The 23,221-nt window shown below is 62.5% G+C and carries 27 protein-coding genes and 1 riboswitch; of the genes, 18 read left to right on the plus strand and 9 right to left on the minus strand.

Annotation, left to right across the window (positions count from 1 at the left end; genetic code table 11):
* Positions 1 to 31: 31 nt before the first annotated feature.
* A complete protein-coding gene (locus tag K3557_RS02025) occupies positions 32 to 1,303 on the minus strand; it encodes an ABC transporter substrate-binding protein (protein ID WP_259997345.1) in 1,272 nt (423 codons plus the stop codon).
* 30 nt (positions 1,304 to 1,333) lie between these two features.
* Complete coding sequence (locus K3557_RS02030; protein WP_259997347.1) at positions 1,334 to 2,395, minus strand: maleylacetate reductase; 1,062 nt, start codon at positions 2,393 to 2,395, stop codon at positions 1,334 to 1,336.
* Between the two features lie 91 nt (positions 2,396 to 2,486).
* Here K3557_RS02030 and K3557_RS02035 point away from each other — a divergent pair, with 91 nt between their 5' ends.
* The gene (locus tag K3557_RS02035) at positions 2,487 to 3,437 is read left to right on the plus strand and encodes a LysR family transcriptional regulator (RefSeq protein ID WP_259997349.1); all 951 of its coding nucleotides are present in this window, start codon (positions 2,487 to 2,489) and stop codon (positions 3,435 to 3,437) included.
* Positions 3,438 to 3,519: 82 nt separating this feature from the next.
* On the opposite strand, the gene K3557_RS02040 is transcribed toward K3557_RS02035, so the two are convergent.
* Positions 3,520 to 4,203: a GntR family transcriptional regulator gene (locus K3557_RS02040; protein WP_129372956.1), complete on the minus strand. Its 684-nt coding sequence runs from the start codon at positions 4,201 to 4,203 to the stop codon at positions 3,520 to 3,522.
* A gap of 194 nt (positions 4,204 to 4,397) precedes the next feature.
* On the opposite strand from K3557_RS02040, the gene K3557_RS02045 reads away from it, so the two are divergent.
* Both K3557_RS02045 and K3557_RS02050 read left to right on the plus strand, forming a co-directional pair.
* Complete coding sequence (locus K3557_RS02045) at positions 4,398 to 4,712, plus strand: hypothetical protein (protein ID WP_259997351.1); 315 nt, start codon at positions 4,398 to 4,400, stop codon at positions 4,710 to 4,712.
* Complete coding sequence (locus tag K3557_RS02050; protein ID WP_259997354.1) at positions 4,700 to 4,975, plus strand: hypothetical protein; 276 nt, start codon at positions 4,700 to 4,702, stop codon at positions 4,973 to 4,975. Before K3557_RS02045 ends, K3557_RS02050 begins: the two co-directional genes overlap by 13 nt.
* Before the next feature lie 370 nt (positions 4,976 to 5,345).
* Here the strand turns inward: K3557_RS02050 and K3557_RS02055 are convergent, their stop codons facing one another.
* Together K3557_RS02055 and K3557_RS02060 are read right to left on the minus strand one after the other, a co-directional pair.
* Entirely contained in the window at positions 5,346 to 5,738 is a 393-nt protein-coding gene (locus K3557_RS02055) for a hypothetical protein (RefSeq protein ID WP_259997356.1), read from the minus strand.
* A gap of 52 nt (positions 5,739 to 5,790) precedes the next feature.
* Positions 5,791 to 5,958, minus strand: a complete 168-nt coding sequence (locus K3557_RS02060) for a hypothetical protein (RefSeq protein WP_259997357.1) — start codon at positions 5,956 to 5,958, stop codon at positions 5,791 to 5,793.
* 98 nt (positions 5,959 to 6,056) lie between these two features.
* Between K3557_RS02060 and K3557_RS02065 the strand changes: the two genes are divergently transcribed.
* Together K3557_RS02065 and K3557_RS02070 are read left to right on the plus strand one after the other, a co-directional pair.
* A complete protein-coding gene (locus K3557_RS02065; RefSeq protein WP_259997358.1) occupies positions 6,057 to 7,259 on the plus strand; it encodes a GTP-binding protein in 1,203 nt (400 codons plus the stop codon).
* Positions 7,252 to 7,521: a DUF6525 family protein gene (locus K3557_RS02070; protein WP_259997359.1), complete on the plus strand. Its 270-nt coding sequence runs from the start codon at positions 7,252 to 7,254 to the stop codon at positions 7,519 to 7,521. Before K3557_RS02065 ends, K3557_RS02070 begins: the two co-directional genes overlap by 8 nt.
* Positions 7,522 to 7,570: 49 nt before the next feature.
* On the opposite strand, the gene K3557_RS02075 is transcribed toward K3557_RS02070, so the two are convergent.
* Entirely contained in the window at positions 7,571 to 7,951 is a 381-nt protein-coding gene (locus K3557_RS02075) for a helix-turn-helix domain-containing protein (protein WP_259997360.1), read from the minus strand.
* Positions 7,952 to 8,075: 124 nt separating this feature from the next.
* Between K3557_RS02075 and K3557_RS02080 the strand changes: the two genes are divergently transcribed.
* The 10 genes from K3557_RS02080 (at position 8,076) to K3557_RS20540 (ending at position 18,612) form a co-directional block, all read left to right on the plus strand.
* Positions 8,076 to 8,717 carry an NAD(P)H-dependent oxidoreductase gene (locus K3557_RS02080; RefSeq protein WP_259997361.1) on the plus strand — a complete coding sequence of 214 codons (642 nt, stop codon included), beginning with the start codon at positions 8,076 to 8,078 and terminating at the stop codon, positions 8,715 to 8,717.
* Positions 8,718 to 8,993: 276 nt separating this feature from the next.
* Positions 8,994 to 10,676 (plus strand): 30S ribosomal protein S1, encoded by a 1,683-nt coding sequence (rpsA, locus tag K3557_RS02085; protein ID WP_259987267.1) that lies wholly within the window; start codon positions 8,994 to 8,996, stop codon positions 10,674 to 10,676.
* 598 nt (positions 10,677 to 11,274) lie between these two features.
* A riboswitch (cobalamin riboswitch) is annotated at positions 11,275 to 11,484 on the plus strand.
* Positions 11,485 to 11,639: 155 nt separating this feature from the next.
* The gene (locus K3557_RS02090; protein WP_259997362.1) at positions 11,640 to 13,535 is read left to right on the plus strand and encodes a TonB-dependent siderophore receptor; all 1,896 of its coding nucleotides are present in this window, start codon (positions 11,640 to 11,642) and stop codon (positions 13,533 to 13,535) included.
* 3 nt (positions 13,536 to 13,538) lie between these two features.
* Positions 13,539 to 14,375 carry an ABC transporter substrate-binding protein gene (locus K3557_RS02095; protein ID WP_259997363.1) on the plus strand — a complete coding sequence of 279 codons (837 nt, stop codon included), beginning with the start codon at positions 13,539 to 13,541 and terminating at the stop codon, positions 14,373 to 14,375.
* Complete coding sequence (locus K3557_RS02100; RefSeq protein WP_259997364.1) at positions 14,372 to 15,355, plus strand: iron ABC transporter permease; 984 nt, start codon at positions 14,372 to 14,374, stop codon at positions 15,353 to 15,355. Before K3557_RS02095 ends, K3557_RS02100 begins: the two co-directional genes overlap by 4 nt.
* Positions 15,352 to 16,107 carry an ABC transporter ATP-binding protein gene (locus K3557_RS02105; protein ID WP_259997365.1) on the plus strand — a complete coding sequence of 252 codons (756 nt, stop codon included), beginning with the start codon at positions 15,352 to 15,354 and terminating at the stop codon, positions 16,105 to 16,107. The genes K3557_RS02100 and K3557_RS02105 overlap by 4 nt, the downstream gene beginning before the upstream one ends.
* Positions 16,107 to 16,763, plus strand: a complete 657-nt coding sequence (locus tag K3557_RS02110; RefSeq protein ID WP_259997367.1) for an adenosylcobinamide amidohydrolase — start codon at positions 16,107 to 16,109, stop codon at positions 16,761 to 16,763. Before K3557_RS02105 ends, K3557_RS02110 begins: the two co-directional genes overlap by 1 nt.
* The gene (locus K3557_RS02115; RefSeq protein ID WP_259997369.1) at positions 16,756 to 17,757 is read left to right on the plus strand and encodes a DUF6925 family protein; all 1,002 of its coding nucleotides are present in this window, start codon (positions 16,756 to 16,758) and stop codon (positions 17,755 to 17,757) included. Before K3557_RS02110 ends, K3557_RS02115 begins: the two co-directional genes overlap by 8 nt.
* 253 nt (positions 17,758 to 18,010) lie before the next feature.
* The gene (locus K3557_RS02120) at positions 18,011 to 18,298 is read left to right on the plus strand and encodes a biopolymer transporter ExbD (RefSeq protein WP_259997371.1); all 288 of its coding nucleotides are present in this window, start codon (positions 18,011 to 18,013) and stop codon (positions 18,296 to 18,298) included.
* Positions 18,299 to 18,351: 53 nt separating this feature from the next.
* Entirely contained in the window at positions 18,352 to 18,612 is a 261-nt protein-coding gene (locus K3557_RS20540) for an energy transducer TonB (RefSeq protein WP_409201211.1), read from the plus strand.
* A gap of 141 nt (positions 18,613 to 18,753) precedes the next feature.
* On the opposite strand, the gene K3557_RS02125 is transcribed toward K3557_RS20540, so the two are convergent.
* The 3 genes from K3557_RS02125 to K3557_RS02135 form a co-directional block, all read right to left on the minus strand.
* On the minus strand, positions 18,754 to 19,101 hold the full coding sequence (locus tag K3557_RS02125; RefSeq protein WP_259997373.1) for an IS66 family transposase: 348 nt from the start codon (positions 19,099 to 19,101) through the stop codon (positions 18,754 to 18,756).
* Between the two features lie 450 nt (positions 19,102 to 19,551).
* On the minus strand, positions 19,552 to 19,749 hold the full coding sequence (locus K3557_RS02130; protein WP_259997375.1) for a hypothetical protein: 198 nt from the start codon (positions 19,747 to 19,749) through the stop codon (positions 19,552 to 19,554).
* A 113-nt stretch (positions 19,750 to 19,862) separates the two neighbouring features.
* The gene (locus K3557_RS02135) at positions 19,863 to 21,224 is read right to left on the minus strand and encodes an ammonium transporter (RefSeq protein ID WP_259997377.1); all 1,362 of its coding nucleotides are present in this window, start codon (positions 21,222 to 21,224) and stop codon (positions 19,863 to 19,865) included.
* A gap of 632 nt (positions 21,225 to 21,856) precedes the next feature.
* Between K3557_RS02135 and ihfB the strand changes: the two genes are divergently transcribed.
* Genes ihfB through K3557_RS02150 form a run of 3 tightly spaced genes read left to right on the plus strand, consistent with a single transcriptional unit; the run spans position 21,857 to position 23,152 of the window.
* Positions 21,857 to 22,141 carry an integration host factor subunit beta gene (gene ihfB / locus K3557_RS02140; protein ID WP_129371946.1) on the plus strand — a complete coding sequence of 95 codons (285 nt, stop codon included), beginning with the start codon at positions 21,857 to 21,859 and terminating at the stop codon, positions 22,139 to 22,141.
* The gene (locus K3557_RS02145) at positions 22,141 to 22,491 is read left to right on the plus strand and encodes a LapA family protein (protein WP_129371945.1); all 351 of its coding nucleotides are present in this window, start codon (positions 22,141 to 22,143) and stop codon (positions 22,489 to 22,491) included. The genes ihfB and K3557_RS02145 overlap by 1 nt, the downstream gene beginning before the upstream one ends.
* Positions 22,492 to 22,498: 7 nt before the next feature.
* Complete coding sequence (locus K3557_RS02150; RefSeq protein WP_259997379.1) at positions 22,499 to 23,152, plus strand: phosphoribosylanthranilate isomerase; 654 nt, start codon at positions 22,499 to 22,501, stop codon at positions 23,150 to 23,152.
* Positions 23,153 to 23,221 lie beyond the last annotated feature (69 nt).

The raw sequence follows: 23,221 nt of genomic DNA on the forward strand, positions 1-23,221 counted from the left end.
GCGATGGGGCAAATCCGGGTTCCTTTCAGCATCATGAAATGGGTTCCATCACACCGCCCGCCGGCACCTCGGGCGCGGTGGAACTGTCAACGATCACAAGGTCATAGCCGCCGCTTTCCGTCAGCCGCCATTGACCGCCCACCAGCGGTGTCTTGGCCACGTTTGCCTGTGCAAAAGGCGGCAGGCCTGTGCCGTCAAAGGCGATGCGCCCGACGATGGAGGCAAGCTCGGTGGCGGCGATTGCTTCGGACACGGTATCCGCATCACCGGCATCATCCACGCGGGCCATCACATCAGCGGCCATCTCGAACAGCGCATGGGCAAAGCCGATGGGCTGGGTCCACTGCCGCCCGGTTGCGGCGGTGAAGCCGTGGGCCAGACCGGCTGCGGACTGGCCCGTCAGTGAGGAGCTGAACGGATGGTTCGGGGACCACCAGACTTCAGAGCTGAGGTTGTGGCCTGCATCCCCCAGGGTTTCGACAGCCTGCGGAAACAGGACCGCCTTGCCGATGGTGGCAGCTTTGGGCGCAAAGCCCTGCTGTTTGGCCTGGGTCCAGAATGTGGTGAAATCAGGCGGGACCGGCACGCCTGTCACGATCTCCGCTTCGGCCTGTTTGAAGGCGTTGATCTGGGCAGAGAAATCATCCGTCAGGTTCTGGTAGCGCCCAGGGTCGGTCAGCCTGTAGCCGCTCTGCTCCAGTGCCGGCGGGAAGCCCAGCACCGGGTCGCCCCAGGCATTGCCGTCGCCATCATTGGGGTACAGCGCGCCGACGGATTTGTTGGTGTCCAGCTGGCTCCACATGGCATTGAAGACCGCGATGATGTCCTCCAGCCCCCAGAAGAAGTGATAGGCATAGTGAAACCGCTCCCACGACCCCGGATCGCCGGAATTGCCCTGCTGCCCGGCGAACCACGGCTGCCAGGGGGCAACGGTGGAGATGCAGGGGATTTCCTCAGCCTCGCAGGTTGTGGCAACCGGGTTGGTTGTTTCCGGCGTGGAGGCGACAAGCATCAGGTCGATGCCGTCATCCACAATCAGCTCGCGCGCCACATCCGCCGCACGGTTCGGGTTCGATTGGCTGTCTTTGACGATGACCTCAAAATTCCGGCCCGCGTCGGTTGCGGCAAAGCCGTCCAGGATGAACCGGTCCGCCTCGGAAAAGGCCGCGAGCGGGCCGGATTGCGGACTGATGTAGCCCAGTTTGATTTTTGCGCCCCGGGCCAGGGCGGGCGCGGCGAGTCCGCTTGTGCTCAGCAGCCCGGCAGCGGTGCCTGTTTTCAGCAATGTTCGGCGGTTGATCATGGGGTCTCTTCCCTGATGACAGCTCATGGTTCAGTTACCCGGCGCGTCTCCTCCCCAGGCGCGCGCCAGCAGGTCCCGAATGCCGGACCGGGTGATTTCTTTTGGGTTCCAATAGGGGTTCTGCACTGCAAGAGCGGCAGCGCGGTCCAGATCCGCCTCCGCCAGCCCCAGATCGCGCAGCGCCATCGGAGCGCCGTGATCCTTGGCGAATTGCCAAAGCGCGGCCGCCGGATCGGCATTTCCAAAGATTTCGCCAACGGGGACCAGCAGGCCGGGCACGGCAGCAGCGTTATAGGCGGCGGCGTGGGGCAGCACGATGGCATGGGTTTCGGCGTGCGGCAGACCGAAGCTGCCGCCAAGTGTGTGGCAAAGCTTGTGATGCAGCGCCATGCCCACCTGGCCCAGTACCGTGCCGCAGGCCCAGGCAGCCTGCTGCGTGGCAAGGCGCGCTTCCAGCCCGGCCGGATCCTCCAGCACCCGCGGCAGGGCGCCGGCAAAGATACGCAGCCCGGTCAGCGCCAGTTCAGTCGACTGTGGATTGCGGTCCTGCGCATAGAGCGCCTCGACGGCATGGGCCATGGCATTGAGCGTGCTTGTCACGGTCATCGGTACCGGAAGGGTTGCCACCAGTTCCGGGTCATAAAGCACGGTGGCCGGGCGCAGATTGCTGTCATTCACCGTGGTTTTCACCCCGTTTTCAGTCTGGCCGAGGATTGGCGTGCATTCGCTGCCGGCATAAGTTGTGGGCAGGGCAATCTGGGTGACGCCGCTGCGCAGGGCCAGCGCCTTGCCAAGCCCGATGGTCGAACCGCCGCCGGCCGCCAGCACAGTGTCCGCGCCGACATCCTGCAGATGGGCCAGGGCTTCCTCGGTCACCGCGACCGGCGTATGCATTGCGGCGCGGCAGAACACACCTGCCGCCTTGGCGCCCAGCTGCGCCGCCAGCTCCAACCCGAGATCCGATTGATGCGGTGTGGTCAGCACCAGAACGCGGTTGGCACCCAGCGCAGAAACATGACGGTCCAGGGCGCGGTGCAGCCCCGCCTCAAAGATGACGGTCTGATCTGATCCGTATTTTGCAGTGTCGAACATGCCGGATGCCTCCAAACCGGGTGTGACACCAATATGATGGATAATTTTTCGAACTTGATCGAACTTGAGGGCATTAATATAACCTTTCGGTATGAAGCTGGATCCCCGTCACCTTGAAATGCTGTTTGCCATTGTTGATCGCGGCGGGTTGACCGAAGGGGCAGAGCTGCTTGGCAAGTCGCAGCCAAGCCTGTCGCGATCGCTGGCGATGCTGGAGGAGCGCGTCGGCGCCCCCTTGTTTGAGCCGGGCAGGCGCCCGCTGCAGCCAACCGAATTGGGCCTCGCCCTGGCAGAGGAGGGCAGGAAGGTCTTTCTTGCAGTGCGCCGCAGCGGTGCGGTTCTGGAACAATTCCAGCGCGGCAAAAGCGGCGCAGTGCGGGTTGCCGGCACGCCGGTGTTCCTCGACGGGGTGATCTCGCCCATGATCGCCGAGTTTCAGATGGGCTACCCGGACGTGCGCATCGACCAGAGTTATGGCTACCCCGGCGATCTGATGCCGAAGCTGAAGGAGGGAACTCTTGACTTGGCCATTCTGCCGATGCGGCAGGCGTCAATTCCTGAGGGGTTTTCCTTTGACCAGATCCTGCCCGGGCGCAACGTCATCGCCTGCCGGGCAGGGCATCCGCTGGTCCGGCGCGGGGCAGTGAAGCTGCCGGAAATTGCGCAGTACTCCTGGATTGCGCCGCCGGCGGACAGCCCGCTTTACCACGATCTGCGCGCGGTGCTTGAAGGGATCGGAGTGAAGGACTTCAAGGTCAGTTTCTCCGGCGGCTCCCTCAGCGCGGTGGTCAGTATCCTTACGGGGTCCGACGCTCTGACGGTGCTGCCGTTTTCCGTGGTGTTCATGATGCGGCGCCAGAAATCAATCAGCGCCCTGCCGGTCCGCATTGGCGATCCGGACCGGCACTTGGGCATTTTGCGCTATGAAACCCAGCCAATGCGGCCCTCCGTCAAGCGGTTCGCGGGTTATATCCGGAGCGAGTTCAAGACCCTGTCCGCCAGTATCACCCGTGTGGGCCAGGATGCTGTCTGGCGGCCTTAAGATGCAGGTTGCAGGCGCCGGGCATTTCCAATTCCGAACCTGGCGCCAGCACCGCAGACCGCCAGACATGCCGGCGCAAACCTTACAGATGAGTCGTCATTTTATATCCGGGAGCAAAAAACAGCTTTGCCAGCGTTACAGGCTTGGTGCGCAGCCAAGTAATCCTTTCCGCAGTGAACAACGGATCCCCCAATGGGGCGTCCAGAAACTCGGACACTGTCTGATCGGCCTTGGTCGCCATGAAGCTCAGCTCAAGATTTGTGAAGGGTACTTTTTGCACCAGCCAGTCATTCGGACCGGATTGGGTGAAATCCGCCTCCAGAACTTCGGGGATGCTGTCTGTTACAACCCAGCGCACTTCATACTGGAACGGCGCATTGCCGGCATAATGCATGCATCTGATATGCAGAACCTCCTGCTTTTGAGGGATATCAAGCCGGGCTGACAGCCATGCCGGGGCGGGCATGATACGGCTTTCCACCAGGGAATACCGGTAGGCGGCGCCGGTTTCAGCGATTTCATCCCGCACCAGGGGGATGGAAAACTGGGCTTTGCGGACCGGTGAATTCAAAACCCGCGTCCCGGCCTTCCGTTTGCGTTCCAGATAGCCTTCTTCGGCCAGCTCCCGCAGCGCCCGGTTCACAGTGGTGCGCGTGCTTGAGAATTCAACAGCCAGGTCCGTTTCGCTGGGCAGCAGACTGTCCGGCGCCCAGATCTTGTTTTGGATCCGGTCCAGAACGACCTGCTTGATATCCCTGTAACTCATGTTTTCGCGGGGGGCTGGCATTCGGATTCCCAATTCGATTAATGAATTTTAATGACAATATATATACACATAATGTCCGGGCGGGAAAGCGTGATAACCGGCTTAACAGCCGGTGCGGCCGGATCTGTTGCCCGGCCGAACAAGGCCCGCAGGCACACGCGCAGAAATACGGCTGGCCTTTTCCGGCAATATAGGTGGCAATGTCAATTAACGTGACGGACCTGCGCTCCCAGGTCCGCAACTCCCTGGGCTACCGGATGAGCATGGCCTCGCAGGGGCAGGCGGCGCTGCAAGCGGTCTTGCCGGTTGCGCAGGAAAACGCCGCCCATTTCGAGACCGAGCTGACCGTGCAGGAACTGGCAGCGCTGCGTCTGACCGCCGCCAAACTGCTGCTGGCCGGGCCGTGCATCGTCGCCAAGCTGCAACACATCAGCGGCAATTCCTGGGCGAACTGTTTTCCTACTGCAACCGGCCTGTGCATCTGGGCGCCTATCCGATGGAGACCCTGACGCTCCTGGCAGCACTTGCGGATCTGGACAGGCTGCCGCCGCTGTCCCGGACGTCTTTCCGCTGCCCCGAAGCCGCCGGCAAGGATACGGGCCGACTCGCGGACGCGCAGGAACAGCGGGCCTGCTTGCGGGCGCCGGGCCAGACAATGGGTCAGACGCCGGGCCGCAAACACCGGCTGGGCCTTGGCGCCCACGTCAAAAGCGCCGCCACCCGCGAACCCTGCGCCAGACGCCGCTTCATGGATGGCGTGCACCCGTTCTAGACCCTGAAACGCGTGGCGGATCCCGCCACCTCTATCAACGAGGCGAACGCCGCCCGGGTGCCAGAATGCGCCGGCCCGTTCGCCCGCTCCCTGTTCGGTTGTCTCGGTAAGGGCCTGCAGGAGGCCGCCAATACGGCAATTACGTGCGCAATCTCGGCCATACCGCGCGGGTGCATTCGGTGACGGATGGCGGAGTGCCACAACCGCCCTTGATCGCGGTGCTGTGCGAAGCCATTGGCCGCGGTGGCTCCAAGGTCCTGCGCCGGCCAACCGGGCGGCGTGCAGGATATCGACCTCTATGCGGGCGGCGCAATTTTCTTAAGTAAGAAAATTGCCAAAAGTTTTTTCAAACTTTTGTGCGCGGCAGCGGTTAATACGGCTGCCGCTCTCCCAGCAGGTACCGCGCCGCATCCACATAATCAAAGGCCAGCGAAATTGCGATCACTGTGCAGACAGCCAGGATGATCCGCCGCGGCCAAACGGGCATTCCGGGCTGCGCCCGCTGCCGCCACAGCCAGATCAACAGAGGTGTCCATAGGAGCACATGCGGCAGTCCCAAGAGGCGTACATATCCAAGCTGCCCGTATAACCAGTAAACTCCGGCCCCCGCCAATACACTGGCCGCCACGGTGGCCAGCCCGGCCACCCGGCTGGGCCTCCAGATCAGCAGCGCCAGCGGCAGGACAAAAGCACCCAGGAACAGAATGTTGACCCAGATTTGCACCCAGAGCGGCTGGCTTGCGATCGCTTCATTCAGTGTCATTGCAGACCCTCCCGTTCACGAGCCTAGGGAAAGGCCGGAATGTCAGCAAGAACTACAGCGGTGACCCTTCACGCATCTTGTCCTGCTCGCCGGAGATGATGGCAAGGAAATTCAGTTGCTGGCTCACATTGCCCCCGCTCTTGACTGCCGGTCCAGACTGCAAGCGAAACACAGCAGCTGAATGCCGTTTTGCGTTATCCGGATAGCGGAATACACCCATTGGCCATGGCTCGTCTGCTGGTTCCAGGGTTGCGGGTTGCGATAGAGGCTGCTACCCAGCTTGTGATTTTGTTATGATATAACATAGTGAGATTCCGCATGACAGATATGAGGCTGCCGGTTACGGTCCTGTCCGGCTTTCTTGGGGCGGGCAAGACCACGCTCTTGAACCACGTCCTGAACAATCGCGCGGGCCGCAAGGTTGCGGTGATCGTCAATGACATGAGCGAAGTGAACATCGACGCAGACCTGGTGCGCGGCGGGTCCGAACTGTCGCGGCAGGACGAAAAACTGGTTGAGATGACCAACGGCTGCATCTGCTGCACCCTGCGCGATGACCTGCTGCAAGAAGTGCGCCGCCTCGCGGGGGAGGGGCGCTTTGACTACCTCTTGATCGAAAGCACCGGTATTGCCGAACCCATGCCGGTGGCCGCAACGTTCGATTTCCGGGATGCCGATGGCGCCAGCCTGTCGGATGTTGCCCGGCTGGATACGATGGTGACGGTGGTCGATGCGGTGAATCTGTTGCAGGATTTCAGCAGCCACGATTTCCTCAGCGACCGCGGCGAAAGCCTGGGCGAGGAAGATGACCGCACATTGGTCAACCTGCTGACCGACCAGATCGAGTTCGCCAATGTTATCATCCTGAACAAAGTGTCGGACGCAGGGCCGGATCAGACAGCCGCAGCCATGGCCGTCATCAAGGCGCTGAACCCGGATGCCGAAGTTATCCACGCGGATCATTCCAAGGTGGACGGCAACAGGATCTTTAACACCGGCCGTTTCGATTTCGACCGCGCCCATGAGCACCCTCTCTGGGCCAAGGAGCTTTACGGGTTTGAACACCACGTGCCGGAGACAGAGGAATACGGCATTTCCTCCTTTGTCTACCGCGCCCGGCGACCCTTTGATCCCGCCCAGATCCATGCGGCGCTGAACGGCGATCTGCCCGGCGTGATCCGGGCCAAGGGGCATTTCTGGCTGGCAACCCGCCCTGAATGGGCTGCGGAGTTTTCGCTGGCCGGGGCAATCTCCTCGGTCCGCCCGCTGGGCCTGTGGTGGGCTGCAGTGCCAACAGAACGCTGGCCCGCCCACCCCGAGGCCCGGCGCGAGTTCCTGCAGAACTGGGATGAAACCTGGGGAGACCGCCGCCAGGAGCTGGTGTTTATCGGGGCGGGGCTGGATAAAGACGCGATCACCGCCCGTCTGGATGGCTGTCTGATGCCGGAGGCACCGGGCGGCTTTGATCCCGCCTGGAACGCGCTGGACGATCCCTTTCCAGGCTGGCGCCGCAATGGCTGACGGCAAGGCAGGCCGGAATCTGAACTCCCGCTTGAAACGCCGGCGCCGGGCAGGGGACCCGATGCAGGCCTATGACGCACTGCCGCCCGGGCTGCGGCGCTGGCTGGCCTCTGCCTGCCTGCCTTGGAGTCCGGCATCGGCCCTGAAGATCTGGAACAATGCGGGCGGCAGCAAGGATCCCGGTGCCGCCGCGACCCGGCTGAACGCCGCGGAACAGTCCCTAATGCGGCGCGATGCCGGGGTCTGGAACATCCGCAAATAGCAAGCCCTCGCGGTTGGCACTGATCCGGGCACCCTGCCATTCAGTGCCATCAGGCGGATTTCTTTTCCGCCTCCGCAGCCGCACCGAACTCGGCCCGTGCGGCATCAATCACCGGCAAATGCTCCAGTGCCCAAAGCCCCAGCGCGCGCAATGGCTCGCGGAACGATTCTCCCAGCGGGGTCAGCGCGTATTCCACCTTGGGCGGGATCGTCGGGTAATAGGTGCGGCTGACCAGCCCGTCGCGTTCCAGGCTGCGCAGGGTCAGGCTCAGCATCCGCTGGGAAATCCCCAGGTTCCGCTTCAGCTCGTTGAACCGCAGCACCCCGTATTGCGCCAGCGAGATCACCACCAGCACGCTCCAGCGGTCCCCGACCCGCGACAGCACCTCGTTTATGCGGCTGCAGTCCGGGCATTTGGCGGCGTCTGCCATGGCGGTTCCTTCCGTGTTACCGGGGCTCAAACCTGTGCCTTCTTGCGCCCCTTCCGGTACCCCTTATATAGCCAGTCACAAATATATACCACCCCTGGCAGCCTGCCGAGAAAGGACTCAAGACATGAGCAAAAGCACCCTGATCGAGAAACTGAACTGGCGCTACGCAACCAAGAAGATGGACCCGGCAAAACCGGTGCCGCAGGAAAAAGTCGAGCAGATTATCGAGGCGATCCGCATGGCGCCGACCTCCTCCGGCACCCAGCCGTTTGAGGTGTTTGTCATCACCAACCCTGAAATCCGCGCGCAGATCCGCCCGCATGCCTGGGATCAGGCCCAGATCACCGACGGTTCGCATCTTTTGGTTTTTGCCGCTTGGGACAACTACTCGGAAGACCGCATCGACGCGGTCACCCGCCAGATGACCGAAGAGCGCGGCGAGATTCCGATGCTGAACCAGTACTATGATAACCTCAAGGCGACCTATCTGCCGCGTGAAGAGCGCACCAACCACGACCACGCTGCCCGCCAGGCCTATATCGCGCTGGGCTTCGCCCTTGCCGCCGCCGCCGAACTGGAGGTCGACAGCACCCCGATGGAAGGTTTCACGCCGGAAAAAATCGATGAAATCCTGGGTCTCAAGGACCGTGGCCTGCGCTCGGTCCTGCTGTTGCCGCTCGGCACCCGGGAAGAACAGGGCGACTGGCTCTTGCCGATGAAAAAGGTCCGCAAATCCCGCGACAGCATCGTGACCGAGATCGCCTGAGGCGTGAACACTGCGGCAAGCGGCAATCCAAGCCGCCTGCCGCAGCTCTGATCAGCTTCCCCTTGCACGCAACCGGGAATCCGCCTATACGCGCGCTGTCGGTACAAGGGCGGTCAACGTCCGGATGACACATCTGAGCAGGGCTGAGGCACACCTCGGCCCTTTGTGTTTGTTTGATCAGATGTGATCCGGGCCACGTCCTGTGCGGCTGAACCAAGACCGGCGGAGACAACCGCATGGCCAGAAAAACCGTATGAAAAGGAAATCTGAGACCTCATGGCTCAAAACGTATCAATGGAGGATTTCGAAGCCCTCCTGAATGAAAGCTTCGAAATGGACACACCGGACGAGGGTTCGGTTGTCAAAGGCAAAGTACTGGCAATCGAAGCCGGTCAGGCCATCATCGACGTCGGCTACAAAATGGAAGGCCGCGTTGATCTGAAAGAATTCGCAAATCCCGGCGAAGCTGCTGAAATCGCTGTCGGCGACGAAGTGGAAGTCTTCCTGCGCTCGGCTGAAAACGCCCGCGGCGAAGCCGTTATCTCGCGTGAGATGGCCCGCCGTGAAGAAGCCTGGGACCGCCTGGAAAAAGCATACGCAGACGATCAGCGCGTCGAAGGCGCGATCTTCGGCCGCGTCAAGGGCGGCTTCACTGTCGACCTGGGCGGCGCTGTTGCGTTCCTGCCCGGTTCGCAGGTCGACGTGCGCCCCGTGCGCGACGCCGGCCCGCTGATGGGTCTGAAGCAGCCGTTCCAGATCCTGAAAATGGACCGCCGCCGCGGCAACATCGTTGTCTCGCGCCGCGCCATCCTGGAAGAATCGCGTGCCGAACAGCGTGCCGAAGTCATCGGCAACCTGACCGAAGGCCAAGCGGTCGACGGTGTGGTCAAGAACATCACCGAATACGGTGCGTTTGTTGACCTGGGCGGCGTTGACGGCCTGCTGCACGTCACCGACATGGCATGGCGCCGTGTGAACCACCCCTCCGAGATCCTGTCGATCGGCGAAACCGTCAAGGTTCAGGTCATCAAGATCAACAAAGAGACTCACCGTATCTCCCTCGGCATGAAGCAGCTGCAGGAAGATCCGTGGGATCTGGTTGGCGCCAAGTACCCGCTGTCCTCGGTCCACAAGGGCCGTGTCACCAACATCACCGATTACGGTGCATTTGTTGAGCTGGAGCCGGGCGTCGAAGGTCTGGTGCACGTCTCCGAGATGTCCTGGACCAAGAAGAACGTCCACCCGGGCAAAATCGTCTCCACTTCCCAGGAAGTCGACGTCATGGTTCTGGAAATTGACGGTGCCAAGCGCCGCGTGTCCCTGGGCCTCAAGCAGACCATGCGCAACCCGTGGGAAGTCTTCTCCGAAGCCAACCCGGAAGGCACCGAGGTCGAAGGCGAAGTCAAGAACATCACCGAATTCGGTCTGTTCATTGGTCTCGACGGCGACATCGACGGCATGGTTCACCTCTCCGACCTGTCTTGGGACGAGCGCGGTGAAGAAGCGATCCAGAACTACCGCAAGGGCGACATGGTTTCGGCCGTTGTTTCCGAAGTGGACGTCGACAAAGAGCGTATCTCGCTGTCGATCAAAGCTCTGGGCGGCGACAAGTTCGCAGAAGCGGTTGGCGGCGTGAAGCGCGGCTCGATCGTGACCGTGAACGTGACCGCGATCGAAGACGGCGGCGTTGAAGTGGAATACGAAGGCATGAAGTCCTTCATCCGCCGCTCCGACCTGGCGCGCGACCGTGCCGACCAGCGCCCCGAGCGCTTCTCGGTTGGCGACAAGGTCGACGTCCGCGTCACCAACGTCGACTCCAAGACCCGCCGTCTGGGCCTGTCGATCAAGGCACGCGAGATTGCAGAAGAGAAAGAAGCTGTGGAACAGTATGGCTCCTCGGACTCCGGCGCATCGCTGGGCGACATCCTGGGCGCCGCACTGAAGTCGGGCGACGAATAATCTCCCCGGCCTCACGGCTGCTGAAAACGAAAGCCCCGCAGGTGTCTGCGGGGCTTTTTTCTTGGGTGGGAGGGCTGGTTCGAGCCCATTGCGGAAGTGCCGAATTCTCGCGGCACGCGTGCAGCGCGTCGGCCCGCTGCACTGCCGGAAACCGCCCGCTGCACGGTAAAAGGAAGTGCCGAGGGTTAGGCATGGTTCAGCGATGTTTTGGTGGGCAATGCCCGAAGTGCGGAGACGCCTTTCATTCACCGCGGCTGCAAACAGACAGGGCAAATGGAAACACTTTTGACACTAGCCGCAGAAAGCGGACCTTCCAGTTTTCAACGGGCATTGGAAAGGAGCAATGACGGACTTGCCTGCAGTGCGAGATCTCGCTTCCTAAGTCCCGCTTGAGATCGAACAGCAGTATCGGCCGCGGTGCGGCATACTCCTTTTTCTTTAGCCACATCCCCAGTGCTCAAAATCAAATTTCTTCACGGAGATTTTCCGGACGTAAGCCCCTAAATTCAAACATTTGTTTTTTTCATTCCATCCTGAAGCCAATCCATAGCAACCTCGGTTGAGTTTGCTTCCGCTTGACATAGCAATTTCAGTTTGCCTAAGTCCCGGACATTCTGGTCCGGCTGGGAGACCACCCGGGTAAAAGGGAACACGGTGAAGTGTAGCCAACAGGCGCTGAATCCGTGACTGCCCCCGCAACTGTGAGCGGAGAGCAATGCTGCGAGATGCCACTGCCCAAAGGGGCGGGAAGGCGCGGCAAAGCTTCGACCCGCGAGTCAGGAGACCTGCCAGGATGATCACCCTATCCCGGTGCGGGGCGCGCCGTAGATAACGGATTTCCGTAGTGGTGGCAGTTTTCACCGTCTGCGGAGGCAAAGCCTTCCAAAGACCCGACCCGAATACACTGCCCGCTTGGGCAGTCACTTGGCCTGCGATTGTTGCGCGGGCCGGGAGGAATGGAATATGCGCAAGGCAAGCTTGACCCTGGCCGCGGCCCTGGCCGTCACCCCCGCAATCGCAACCGCCCAGGATCCAGAGGTCACCGACCTGGCGGAGATTATCATCTCCGGCGGCTTCACACCGGTTGAGGCCCGGAAATACGGGCGCTCCGTCTCAGTTCTGACCAGCGAAGAAATCAAAGACCGCGGCATCAGCACCGTGCAGGACGCGCTGCGTTCCGTTCCCGGCCTGATGATAAACGGCTCCGGCGACAGCTTTACCCAGGTTCGCATCCGCGGCGCCGAAGCCAATCACACGCTGATCCTGATCGACGGCGTCGAAGCCTCTGGCGGTGACAGCGAGTACATCCTGTCCGGCCTGGACACAGCCAATATCGAGCGGATCGAGGTCCTGCGCGGCCCGCAGTCGGTGTTTTACGGCTCCAATGCCTCAGCCGGTGTGATCAACATCATCACCAAGTCCGGCGGTATCGGCACGGAATACGGCGGCAGCGCCGAGGCGGGTTCGGACGGCTACCGGGCGTTGGCGCGGATCTCGTCACGGACCGAACGCGGCGGCATTTCCTTCAGCCTCACCCATGACAATGACGACGGTTACGATGCCTCCGGCGATGGCGGCGAAGAGGACGGCATCCGCCGCAACACCTTGCAGCTGAAAGGCGATTACCTCGTCACCGACCGGCTGAAGCTCGGCTTCAACGTCCGCACTTCGGATGAACGCTATGACAGCGACAGCACCTCATTCACGGCAACGGATGCGGCCAGCTATGTCGTGGATGATCCCACGCAATTCAGTGACCGCGATGAGCAGCTGGACCAGGTCTATGCTGAACTGGACACCTTGGGCGGCCGTCTGAAGCATCGGCTCTCGCTGGAGCGCACTGATTTCGATCGATCCCGCAACGGCGGCACTCCAACCGAGACCAAGACTGAAGCAGCAAAGTACCTGCTGAGCTTCGGCCTGGACGGGCAGTTAGCGGATCAGGCGGAGCATTTGCTGAACGCGATGCTGGAATGGGAGGAGGATTCCAGCAGCTCCAATCCTGACTTCCGGCGAAAAACCAACTCGATTGCTCTCGAATACCGCGGCAGTTTTGACAATGGCCTGGATCTGCAGCTGGGCGTGCGCCACGACAGCAACAGTGCTTTTGAGGGCGCCACCAGCTGGAACGCCAGTGCCTCGTACACATTTGCAGGCAGCGGAGTGCGCCTGCATAGCTCTGCGGGCACCGGCATTGTGAACCCCTCTTACTTTGAGCTGTTTGCCGATGAGGACTACGGGTCCTTCACCTATAGCGGCAACCAAAATCTGCTGCCTGAGGAAAATCGCAGTTTCGACATCGGTATTGAGGTACCTTTCCTGCAAGGACGCGGGCTGATCGATGTGACCTATTTTGACGAAACGCTGACAGGCGAGATCGAAAGCTACGTGGAAGACGAAACTGCCCCCGTCTGGAACTACACATTCCGCAACCAGGCGGGTGACAGCGACCGCAAGGGCGTCGAGCTGTCCGCAAGCCTGGATGCTACGGACAGCCTCTATCTGAACCTGGCTTATACTTATCTGGACGCCAGCAACCAGGACGGTTCGGTCGAGGTCCGGCGCCCCGAACATGAACTGCTGCTGAGCGCCACGCTCGATACCTTCAACGGCCGCGGTTCCATCACCACCGACATCCGGCATGTCGCTGGAAACTGGGACACTCAGTTTTTCAACTCCAGCGCGGTTGCCGAACTCGACGATTACACCACTGTCAACGTTTCGGCCCAATATGAGCTGACGGAAAACGTCGTGCTGACCGGGCGTGTCACCAACCTGTTCGACGAGGACTACGCCGACGTCTGGGGCTACGCCAAGCGCGGCCGCGCCGCCTATGTCGGCGTAAGGGCCTCGTTCTGATCCATGCGCAGGCTGTCCGGCATAGTCCTGGCCCTTTTGTGGGCCGCCACCGGTGCTTTTGCCGGGCCGTCGCGCGTGGTGTCGATGAACCTTTGCACTGACCAGCTGGCGATGCTGCTTGCGGCACCTGGCCAGCTGGCCTCGGTCTCCTACATCGCGCGGGACACACGCGCCTCGGCTATGGCTGACGCGGCCATGGCCTATCCAATCAACCACGGGCTGGCCGAAGAAATCTACTTGCTGCGGCCCGACCTGGTGATTGCCGGCGCCTATTCGACCCCGGCCACCACGGATATGCTGCGCCGTCTTGGCGTGCCGGTGGTGGTGTTCCGGCCTGCCAGCTCGCTGCAGGATGTGCGCGCGCGCATCCTGCAGATGGGGGAGGTTCTGGGCCGTGAAGACGCGGCCCGCGCACTGCTGGCAGACTATGACCAGCAGTTGGAAACGTTCGAGCACGCCGGGCCGGAGGCGCCGCGTGCCGCGCTTTATGCCGCCAACGGGTTCACTTCCGGCAGCAAGACCCTTGCGGGTCAGATCCTGCGCGCGGCGGGGCTGCGCAATATCGCGGATGAGCTGGGCTATGGCCGCTCCGGTCATATGCCGTTGGAGGTGCTGGCGATGGCGGAACCGGACCTGCTGATCGGAACCTCTCCCTATCCGCGCGGCTCGCGCAGCGAGGAAGTTTTGCTGCATCCGGCAGTGCGCCGCCTGGCGGGCCGCAGCGGTGCCGGGCAGATCCGCGATGCGGATTGGGTCTGCGGCACCCCGCATGTGCTGCGCGCGGTGGCGGCGCTGGCCGAGGAACGCCGCAGGTTTCTTGAAAAGGAGGGCCGGGAATGACCCGTCTGATGCTAATGCTTACCACGGCCGTTTTGGCGTTGTTCCTGCTGTCGCTGACCGTGGGGCCTGCGGATGTGGGCATCGGCGAAAGCCTGGCGGCCCTTTTTGACAACAGCTATGGCCCTCTGACGCTGGTGATGCGCGAAATCCGGCTGCCGCGGGCGCTGCTGGCGGTGATTATCGGCGGCGGGCTGGGGCTGGCGGGGGCGGCGATGCAGGGCTATCTGCGCAATCCGCTGGCGGAGCCGGGGTTGATCGGTGTGTCCTCCTCAGCGGCGCTGGGGGCGGTGCTGGCAATCAACACCGGGCTGGCGGCCAGCCTCACCCTGGGCCTGCCGCTGGCCGCTCTGTCGGGCGCTTTGGCGGGTGTGTTTCTGGTGATGGCGCTGGCCGGACCGCAGGGCGGCTCGCTGACGTTGATCCTGGCGGGGATCGCGATCTCAGCGATGGCAGCGGCGCTCACCTCGCTGGTGCTGAACCTGTCGCCCAACCCCTTTGCCGCCAATGAGATCGTGTTCTGGATGATGGGCTCGCTGGCGGACCGCTCGATGCTGCATGTCTGGCTGGTGCTGCCCTTTGCGCTGACCGGGGCCGCGGTCCTTCTGACGCTGGCGCGGGGGCTGGATGCGCTGACCCTGGGCGAGGATGCGGCCCAGACGATGGGAATGAACCTGAACCGGCTGCGGCTGCTGTTGGTCATTGGAACCGCCAGCATCGTCGGCGGTGCAACCGCGGTGGCCGGGGCCATCGGTTTCATCGGTCTGGTGGTGCCGCATATCCTGCGCCCGCTGGTTGGCGGCCAGCCGTCGCGGCTGCTGTGGGCCTCGGCACTTGGCGGCGCCATCATGCTGCAATTGGCAGATATCACGGTGCGGATCATCCTGCCGTCGCGGGACCTCAAGCTGGGAGTGGTCACCGCCCTGGTCGGCGCGCCCTTGTTCCTGCATCTGATCTACAAGACGCGGAAGGGGCTGGCATGAGCGTGCTTTCGGTTCGGAACCTCTCTGTCACCTTGCGGAACCGCCCGGTGCTGCGTGATGTGTCGTTTGAAATCCAAGCAGGTGAATTCGTTGGCCTGCTGGGGCCGAATGGCGCCGGCAAAAGCAGCCTGATGCGCGCCGCCTTGGGGCTGATCCCGGCGCAGGGGCACAGCTCGCTGGCGGCGATGAAAGCGTCGGAGCGCGCCCGCGCGGTGGCCTGGATGCCGCAATCGCGCGAGATTGCCTGGCCGATCCCGGTGGAGCGGCTGGTGGCGCTTGGCCGCCTGCCGCATCTGCCGCAGGGGCTGCGGCTGCCGCATGGCGATCAGGCGCTGGTCGATCAGTCGATTGAGCGCATGGGACTGGATCCGTTCCGGCAGCGCGCAGCCTCCCGCCTGTCAGGCGGCGAGCAGGCCCGCGCACTGATTGCCCGCGCGCTGGCGCAGGACACGCCGCTGTTGATGGCTGACGAGCCCGCCGCCGGGCTGGACCCGGCGCATCAGATTTCCACCATGGAGGTTTTTGCCAGCCACGCGGCCGAAGGCCGCGCCGCGCTGGTATCATTGCATGACCTTGGGCTTGCCGCACGCCACTGCACCCGGCTGATCCTGCTGGCCGAAGGCGGAATACTGGCTGATGGTGCGCCCGCTGAGGTGCTGACACCGGACCTGATGGCTCGCGCCTTTGGCATCTCGGTCTGGCATGAGACCACGGCGCAAGGGCCGGTGTTCCAGCCGCTGGAGGTGCTGTGATGGGCAGGGTCACCTTGGAACGCCCCTGGATCGAATTTGACCTCGGTGCCGAAATGCAGGTGCTGAGCTGGGCAGTGAACCGCCCCGGCCTTGCCGCTGCCCGCCGTATCCTGTGGCGCGAGGTCCGCAACAGCGACCTGCCACCGGATTTGGATGTCACCGAATGGTTCGCAGGTGAACTGGCGCAGAGGGACTGCGAGGATGCCGTGGCCTTCCTCACCTCTCGCGATGTGCGCCGCTATTGCGAGGCAACGGCCAATGTAGAAGGCATCACCGCCCATGCGGTAGCCACCGTCGGCCTGTCCAACGCCGAGCAGGTTGGGAGCCGGATGGACTACGCCAGCCGCAACTGGGGAACCATCAATGTCGCACTGCGCCTCTCCGAAGGGCTGACCCAGGCCGGGCTGATCGAAGCGATGAGTATCGCGGTCCAGGCCCGCACAGCGGCCGTGATGGAGGCGGGCATCGTCCTGCCAGGCGGCATTGCGACCGGTACCGGAACCGACTGTGTCGCGGTGGCGGCACCGGCTGGTGCAACTCCTTATGCCGGGCTGCATACCGCTACCGGCGAAGCCATAGGCAAAGCCGTTTACCAGGCTGTCCATCTGGGCGCCCTGGAATGGAAATCAACCAACAGGAGGGCAGCACATGCCTGAGCTTCAACAGGTGCTGAAAGATGCGCTGATACAAGAAGATTGCGGCTGGAACATGGGGTCTTTTGGCGCCATTGCCGAGTTCCACCATGTCTATGGCGACCCGGCCCCGCAGGAACATGCCGGGCTGATGCAGGTAACCTCCCACGGTGGCGTGCGCATCGACACATTGGAGGGCGTGCGCCCGGTTGCTTATGAAACGCTCAGCCCCAAGCCGCACCGCTGGACGCAAGCCGTGTCGCTGTGCCTGCCGCAGGCGGAGGCCGCAATGAACCGGCGCGGTGCGTTGACCACGCTTGGCCCCGACGAAGGCGCCCTGCGCGACGAAGACCGCCGCGCTTTGCTGTTCGACATGGGCCTGGGCCAGTACCAGGCGGATTTCTGCATCCGCACCGCCGATCCGGAATTGCTGGACGTGCTGAACAAAAACGCCGGCCGCACGCTGTTTGAGCACGGCAACCCGGCGATGGGGGCAATCCTGAAGCACCATCCGCACCGGGTGCTGCTGACCCGCCTTGGCCGGGTTGAAGTTTACCAGATGATCGGCGGTCCCGACACCGGCGGCAAGTCCCCCGAAGGCCCGCATACCCATGTGCTGCCCAAATTGCTGCGCGCCGAGCGCACCCATTCCGCCAACACGCCTATCCCCGAAGGCTGGGTGCCCTGCTGCGGCGTCCATCCTGAGAACCCGGTGATAGGCCGCCTGGGCGAGGACAAGGTGTTCAACCGCGCCGCCTTTGACGCGTTCCAGAAACTGCTGAGCACTTGGGGCGCCGAAGCATACTGCCAGGGCAAGCAGGCGGTGTGGGAGCTGCTTAATACAGAAACCCCTGCCGGGGCGGCGGAAGAGCCGGACACCCGCGAAGGCCGGGCAGGTTGGCGCAATGGCATCCGGCAATGGCGGCTGCTGCACGGCCCCAGCCGCCTGACAGCGTCCTACACCGAGCGCTTTGACCGCGGTGCAGAGCAAACAGAACCGGAAAACCCGGGCCACTGAAGGAGGCTGCGATGTTCCTTGCCCCTTTGATCGATTTCATGGCCGCGGCGGCCCCGCCCTGTGGGTGATTGCAGGGCTGTCGGTGCTGACTCTCGCGCTGTTTCTCTGGTGTGTAACCAGGCTTGTGCAGGCGGGCGCCTGGCGCAAATCGCGGACCGAAGCATAGCTTGTTCAAGGGGCGAGGGGCACGCAGCGCCTAGCCACCGCAGGACGCACACCGCTGGACCGGGTAACGCTGTCTGCGGTGCGTGCCGTGCTGAAGCCCGAATTCAATGCGGAGAGGGCAAAGAAGGAAACCACCCGCACCGCCAAGGCGGAACTGGCGGCCCGGCATTGCGGCACGCCGCAGAATGAGGCTGGCCTTTGGACCACCGCGCTTGAAAAAAAGCGCCTCAGCCTCGCGCCAATGATCGACGTGGTGTTCCTGCTGCTGATTTTCTTCCTGCTGACCTTGCAGATCGCTCCGCGGGTACCTCTTTCGGTTGTGCCGCCCAGGCCGGAGAACGGAGACAGCGCAACACCGGGAATTCTGCACGTGTAGCCCGGCTGAAGCGACGGAGCGGCGTGGCTTTTCTCTCCCGGATCGAACGTCAGATGCGGCGGCCCCGGGGAGGAGAACAGGGGACAGCAAGGGTGCGTTTATGGGTCTTGGTCCAAGGGCAGCTGACTGCGGCGGCGATTTCCAAAAGTTCCGGCAGTTCAAACCTGGACCGGGCTGCGCTGCAGGCCGCACAGAAGGCCAGGTATCCACGCGCTTCTATGGCACTCGCCCCTGGGAATTATGCATTCGAATTTTCGCCCCGTTTCACGAACTGGAACAAGCGCCCCGGCGCTCCCTTGCGCGGCGCGGCTTGACGCGGGCGAGAAGTTCCAGGGCATGAGGTCGTCGATGCGGCTTCTAGGATGGCCGTCGAGCTACGCGCGCAGCGTGCCGGAAAGGCAGCTGTCCTCGGCAAGTTCGGACGAACGCGGAATGCGTGACAGCCGCACCTCGAGCTAGGGCCAGAAGGCCGCGATGACCGGCGCAGAGAGTTCGTGCCGGGCAGCAAGCCGGGCTTCGGCGGGCAGGCCGCGCACGGATTTCTCGACGGTATTGAGCTCGGCGATCTGGCGCAGAGTTTCTTCAGCGATCGGCAAGCCGTCCTTTTTGAGCCGCTTCACGAAGCGTCGGCGCCTATGCGTCCAGCAATGGACGAGCACCCATGGGCTCACGGTCCGATCGGCCTTGGTGAGCTTCTCATAGGCTTCATAGCCGTTGCATTGCACAAATTGCCCGCGATAGCCCTTGAAGAAGCGGAGAGCATGCCCGGCGCCCCAGCCAGGTTCGTAGCGGAACATCACCATGGTCGGGCCGGCACCGCCATTGCCCCGGTCAAGACCGGCACTGGTGAAGGTTTTCTGATGCGGGCCGCGGCATGAGGGTGCGGTTTGGCGCGACACCGGCCCGCGTTGGAAAACCTCCCAAGGCGGAAGCCGCGGGGCTCTTGGGGCTGTCTATGGGGAAAATGCGTTGACGGCTGAGGATGCGGCTGGAGCCAGCGCACATGCCAGGTGCATTCCAATGCTGGTTGGGCTTCAGACGCCGGTGGAGCAGGAGCCATCCACTTCATCCGCTCTGGCGACACACGCTGCGTAGCGGCGGGAACCATGCCGCGCCCGCGAGCATTTTCTGCGCAAGCAATAGCCGCAAGGGCAAACGTCCGAAAAGTGCCGCACAGCGGACCTTAACAGCCACAGCAGCGGCCAGCGTTTCAACCGCGTCCTGGCCAGTGCCGCGCCTGTCCGCTGCGCCCGCTAGTTCGGCCGAACGGCCACCAGCACAACGCCCAGTTCCGCTTCCAGTTCCTGCAGTTTCTTCAGCTGGTCATCGGGCAGGGGGGCGGTGTTTGCCTCGACACCCGCCAGCGCCACCACAGGGCTGCCGATGTCCTTTTCCAAGCTCTTGATCGCGTCCAGTTTGTCGGCCTCAAGCGAGGCAAGCGGGTACAGCATGGCGGTCTCCTCTCTGTTGATGAGAGTGACTATAGCCGATTCCCGCCGTATCAGGGGCACGAACGGAAAAGGCCCCGGCTTCCGCCAGGGCCTCTCTCCCGATCCCGGTGCGATCAGGCGCGCTGCGCGCTGTCCGCGTGGGTGATGACATCTGGCTCCAGGTCCCAGACCTTGCCGTCCAGCCCGTCGATCTGGTCGTCCTCGGACACCCGCAGCCCCACGGTGCGTTCCAGGATGAAGGCCAGAACCAGCGCAGTGACAACACCGGTGCCGATGCAGACAGCAGTACCCGCCAGCTGCATCACCAGCGAGATTTCCCCGTGCTGGAACGCATAGGCGCCTTCCTCAACCCCGAAGTAACCGCCGCGCGGGGTGCCAGCCTTGAACAGGCCCAGCATGATCATTCCGAAGGTACCGCAGCCCAGGAACAGCGGGAACAGCTTGTGTTCGTCGATGCCGCGCTTCAGCGTGAACTCATAGACCGCATAGGCAATGAACGGCGCCACCAGCCCGACAATGAACGCTTGCCAGGGCAGATATACATCAAAGCCGGACGCGCCCGCGACATAGCCCGCCAGCGGGCCCAGCAGCGTATAGGCGTATTTACCGGTGGCATAGGCGATCAGCAGGCCAGTCACCGCACCGCCGGCCCAGACCAGCGCGTAATTGTTGATTGCGATGCCGACGCTGGTGTCGGCCATGGTGATGCTGACGGCCAGCGCTTCGGGATCAAAGAAGAATAGGCAGGACAGGATCACCATCGGCAAGCCGGCAAAGATCAGCAAAAGACCCGGAGCGCACAACCCGATGCTCGGCGCCAGATAGGCCGAGATCCGCGGGTGCGGCGCCATCATGCCGGGGCGCGCGCCCAGCTTGGGCGTGAATACCAGCGCCATTCCGGCCGGGAACAGATACACGAAACCCACACCAAAGAAATCGTGGAAGCCCGCATTGGTCAGCGGCCCGACCGACCCCCAGGTTGCCCAGCTGAGGCCCGAGGACACCACCGCGGCGACAATGCAGGTGATGAAATAGGCCGAGGCCTTCATCCGTTCAGATACTGCGAAATGCAGCAGGATGTTGATGATCCCGGCAAACACCGCCAGGAAAAAGATGAAGATCTGGAAGGTGTTCAGCCCCGGAAAGGTTCCCGGGTCCGTATGATGCGCCATCGCATTGGTCAGGGCGCCGCCCAGCCACCAATCCTTGATGGAATCCATCATGGTCGCGCCTTCCATGATGTAATACTGCCCGGCCCACAGGCCAAAACCGATGACGTAGTAGGTCGCAAACCCGAGGAAGAACCCCAGCGTCTTTTCAATCGTCGAGTTGAACAGATTCCTGCGCCGTGCAGTGCCTGCATCAATCAGCAGCAGGCCGACGACGACCAGAATGGCCCCGACGATCCCGGAAGCGTACAGAATATTCTGTACCAGTGAATTCAGCGTAACTTGCTGAGCGTGTATCGTGCTCACGTCCAATGGCATTTCCAGTTTTCTCCAAGTTGGTTTGTCTTCCCGCCGGTTGTTTGCCACCAGCTTTGACAGGCCGGCCTATGCTGCCGCCAATGGGCCGAGCATGCCGGTTCGAAACGCACCGGGCCGGTCAGGTCCTCTGACACGCCTGGTTCACGGAAAGGATGGCGGATCCAGGGCGCTTTACAACAAATAATTTTACCTTGTGGAAATAAAGTTTCATTTGCGGCGTATGCGGCGGCTGTATGCCGCATCCTGCGCTGCCGGTTAAGTGAATGGTTTCGGCTTCGGCCTTCCTTGGCGGCGGAATCAACCGGTCTCAGCAGATTCTATGGCAGGGAAATATCACACCGCTGTGGCCGGCACACCGCAGGGCTGGGCCGGGGGCCTGTGTGATCCGGGTGCTGTCTGCCGCTCCGAATCAAATCGCCGCAGCGCGCCTGGCAACGGGGAATGCCGCACTGCGGCGGCAGCTTGCCGCCCCGAAATGGCAGGCTGGAGGCGGAAAACCCGGTGAACTCCCGCCGATTTAGCTGCCGGACCCGCGGCATTTTGTTCCCCCACGCAAGAATTTTTCCTATACTCTCAAAATAATAGCCAGAACATACCGGCAGCCTGGGAGGAAAAAGAACATGATCCGCTCTGAGTTGATTCAGATGATTGCAGACGAAAACCCGCACCTGTATCAGCGGGATGTGGAGAGGATCGTGAACACGGTGTTCGAGGAAGTGACCGATGCTATGTCCCGCGGCGACCGGGTTGAGCTGCGCGGCTTTGGCGCCTTTTCGGTCAAAAAGCGGGACTCGCGGACCGGTCGCAATCCCCGCACCGGTGAAACGGTCCATGTCGATGAAAAACATGTGCCGTTCTTCAAGACTGGCAAGCTCTTGAGGGACCGCCTGAACGGGAAAGCCTGATGCGTTACATTCGCTACGCGGTTCTGGGGTCTCTGGCCATTGTGCTGGTTTCGGTTGCCCTTGCAAACCGATCTTTTGTCGAACTGAAGCTGATGCCCTCGGCACTGGGCGAGCTTTTTGGTTTCAACTTCACCATTGCGCTGCCGCTGTTTGCGGTGGTGCTGGGCGGGGTTGGCGCCGGGCTGGTGATCGGCTTCCTGTGGGAATGGCTGCGCGAGCACAAGCACCGCAGCGAAGCCGCGCAGAAGACGCGCGAGGCGCGCAGGCTGAACCGCGAAGTGAGCAAGCTGAAAAAGCAGAAGAACGAAGGCAAAGACGAAGTTCTGGCGCTTTTGGAAGACGCGGGCTGACACCGCCATGACAGAGATCCGGGTCAAGATCTGCGGGCTTAGCGCGCCGCAGGATGTTGCGGCCGTTGCCGGGGCAGGGGCGGCTTATGCCGGTTTTGTATTTTTCCCCAAGTCCCCGCGCAACGTCAGCATCGAACAGGCCGCAGCTTTGGCCGTCGAAACCCCCGCCGGCCTGTGCAAAGTAGCGCTGACAGTAGACGCCGCAGATGCAGAGCTTGATGCGATCACAGCCGCGGTGCCGCTTGATATGCTGCAGCTCCATGGCAAGGAAAGCCCGCAGCGGGTGGCCGAGGTGCGCGCCCGCTACGGCCTGCCGGTGATGAAGGCCGTTGGCATCGCCGATGCCGCCGACCTGCCGCAGATTGCGCTCTATGAACAGGTGGCTGATCAGCTCTTGATCGACGCCAAGCCTCCCAAAGAGGCCGCGCTGCCGGGCGGGAACGGCCTGGCCTTTGACTGGCGGCTGCTGGCGGGCCGCAAATACTGGCAGAAACCCTGGATGCTGGCCGGCGGCCTGACCCCGGGCAACGTCGCCGAGGCGATCCGCATGACCGGTGCGCGTCAGGTCGATGTCTCCTCCGGCGTCGAAAGCGCGCCGGGGCAGAAAGACGCCGCGCTGATCGAAGATTTCACCAGGGCGGCGCACGCTTCCCGTGGCTGAAGCCCCGCGCCGCAGCAGCCGGTGCAAATGCGGCAGCCGGCGGGATTTGAGTATTTGGAGAAAGATGAA

Source organism: Leisingera sp. M523 (assembly GCF_025141335.1).
Lineage (GTDB): Bacteria > Pseudomonadota > Alphaproteobacteria > Rhodobacterales > Rhodobacteraceae > Leisingera.

Excerpts from the sequence above, each read along its gene's own strand:
- K3557_RS02025 (WP_259997345.1), bottom strand. The coding sequence starts at position 1,303 with ATGATCAACCGCCGAACATTGCTGAAAACAGGCACCGCTGCCGGGCTG.
- K3557_RS02030 (WP_259997347.1), bottom strand. The coding sequence starts at position 2,395 with ATGTTCGACACTGCAAAATACGGATCAGATCAGACCGTCATCTTTGAG.
- K3557_RS02035 (WP_259997349.1), top strand. The coding sequence starts at position 2,487 with ATGAAGCTGGATCCCCGTCACCTTGAAATGCTGTTTGCCATTGTTGAT.
- K3557_RS02040 (WP_129372956.1), bottom strand. The coding sequence starts at position 4,203 with ATGAGTTACAGGGATATCAAGCAGGTCGTTCTGGACCGGATCCAAAAC.
- K3557_RS02050 (WP_259997354.1), top strand. The coding sequence starts at position 4,700 with ATGGAGACCCTGACGCTCCTGGCAGCACTTGCGGATCTGGACAGGCTG.
- K3557_RS02055 (WP_259997356.1), bottom strand. The coding sequence starts at position 5,738 with ATGACACTGAATGAAGCGATCGCAAGCCAGCCGCTCTGGGTGCAAATC.
- K3557_RS02060 (WP_259997357.1), bottom strand. The coding sequence starts at position 5,958 with ATGGGTGTATTCCGCTATCCGGATAACGCAAAACGGCATTCAGCTGCT.
- K3557_RS02065 (WP_259997358.1), top strand. The coding sequence starts at position 6,057 with ATGACAGATATGAGGCTGCCGGTTACGGTCCTGTCCGGCTTTCTTGGG.
- K3557_RS02070 (WP_259997359.1), top strand. The coding sequence starts at position 7,252 with ATGGCTGACGGCAAGGCAGGCCGGAATCTGAACTCCCGCTTGAAACGC.
- K3557_RS02075 (WP_259997360.1), bottom strand. The coding sequence starts at position 7,951 with ATGGCAGACGCCGCCAAATGCCCGGACTGCAGCCGCATAAACGAGGTG.
- K3557_RS02080 (WP_259997361.1), top strand. The coding sequence starts at position 8,076 with ATGAGCAAAAGCACCCTGATCGAGAAACTGAACTGGCGCTACGCAACC.
- rpsA (WP_259987267.1), top strand. The coding sequence starts at position 8,994 with ATGGCTCAAAACGTATCAATGGAGGATTTCGAAGCCCTCCTGAATGAA.
- K3557_RS02090 (WP_259997362.1), top strand. The coding sequence starts at position 11,640 with ATGCGCAAGGCAAGCTTGACCCTGGCCGCGGCCCTGGCCGTCACCCCC.
- K3557_RS02095 (WP_259997363.1), top strand. The coding sequence starts at position 13,539 with ATGCGCAGGCTGTCCGGCATAGTCCTGGCCCTTTTGTGGGCCGCCACC.
- K3557_RS02100 (WP_259997364.1), top strand. The coding sequence starts at position 14,372 with ATGACCCGTCTGATGCTAATGCTTACCACGGCCGTTTTGGCGTTGTTC.
- K3557_RS02105 (WP_259997365.1), top strand. The coding sequence starts at position 15,352 with ATGAGCGTGCTTTCGGTTCGGAACCTCTCTGTCACCTTGCGGAACCGC.
- K3557_RS02110 (WP_259997367.1), top strand. The coding sequence starts at position 16,107 with ATGGGCAGGGTCACCTTGGAACGCCCCTGGATCGAATTTGACCTCGGT.
- K3557_RS02115 (WP_259997369.1), top strand. The coding sequence starts at position 16,756 with ATGCCTGAGCTTCAACAGGTGCTGAAAGATGCGCTGATACAAGAAGAT.
- K3557_RS20540 (WP_409201211.1), top strand. The coding sequence starts at position 18,352 with ATGCGGCGGCCCCGGGGAGGAGAACAGGGGACAGCAAGGGTGCGTTTA.
- K3557_RS02125 (WP_259997373.1), bottom strand. The coding sequence starts at position 19,101 with ATGGTGATGTTCCGCTACGAACCTGGCTGGGGCGCCGGGCATGCTCTC.
- K3557_RS02130 (WP_259997375.1), bottom strand. The coding sequence starts at position 19,749 with ATGCTGTACCCGCTTGCCTCGCTTGAGGCCGACAAACTGGACGCGATC.
- ihfB (WP_129371946.1), top strand. The coding sequence starts at position 21,857 with ATGATCCGCTCTGAGTTGATTCAGATGATTGCAGACGAAAACCCGCAC.
- K3557_RS02145 (WP_129371945.1), top strand. The coding sequence starts at position 22,141 with ATGCGTTACATTCGCTACGCGGTTCTGGGGTCTCTGGCCATTGTGCTG.
- K3557_RS02150 (WP_259997379.1), top strand. The coding sequence starts at position 22,499 with ATGACAGAGATCCGGGTCAAGATCTGCGGGCTTAGCGCGCCGCAGGAT.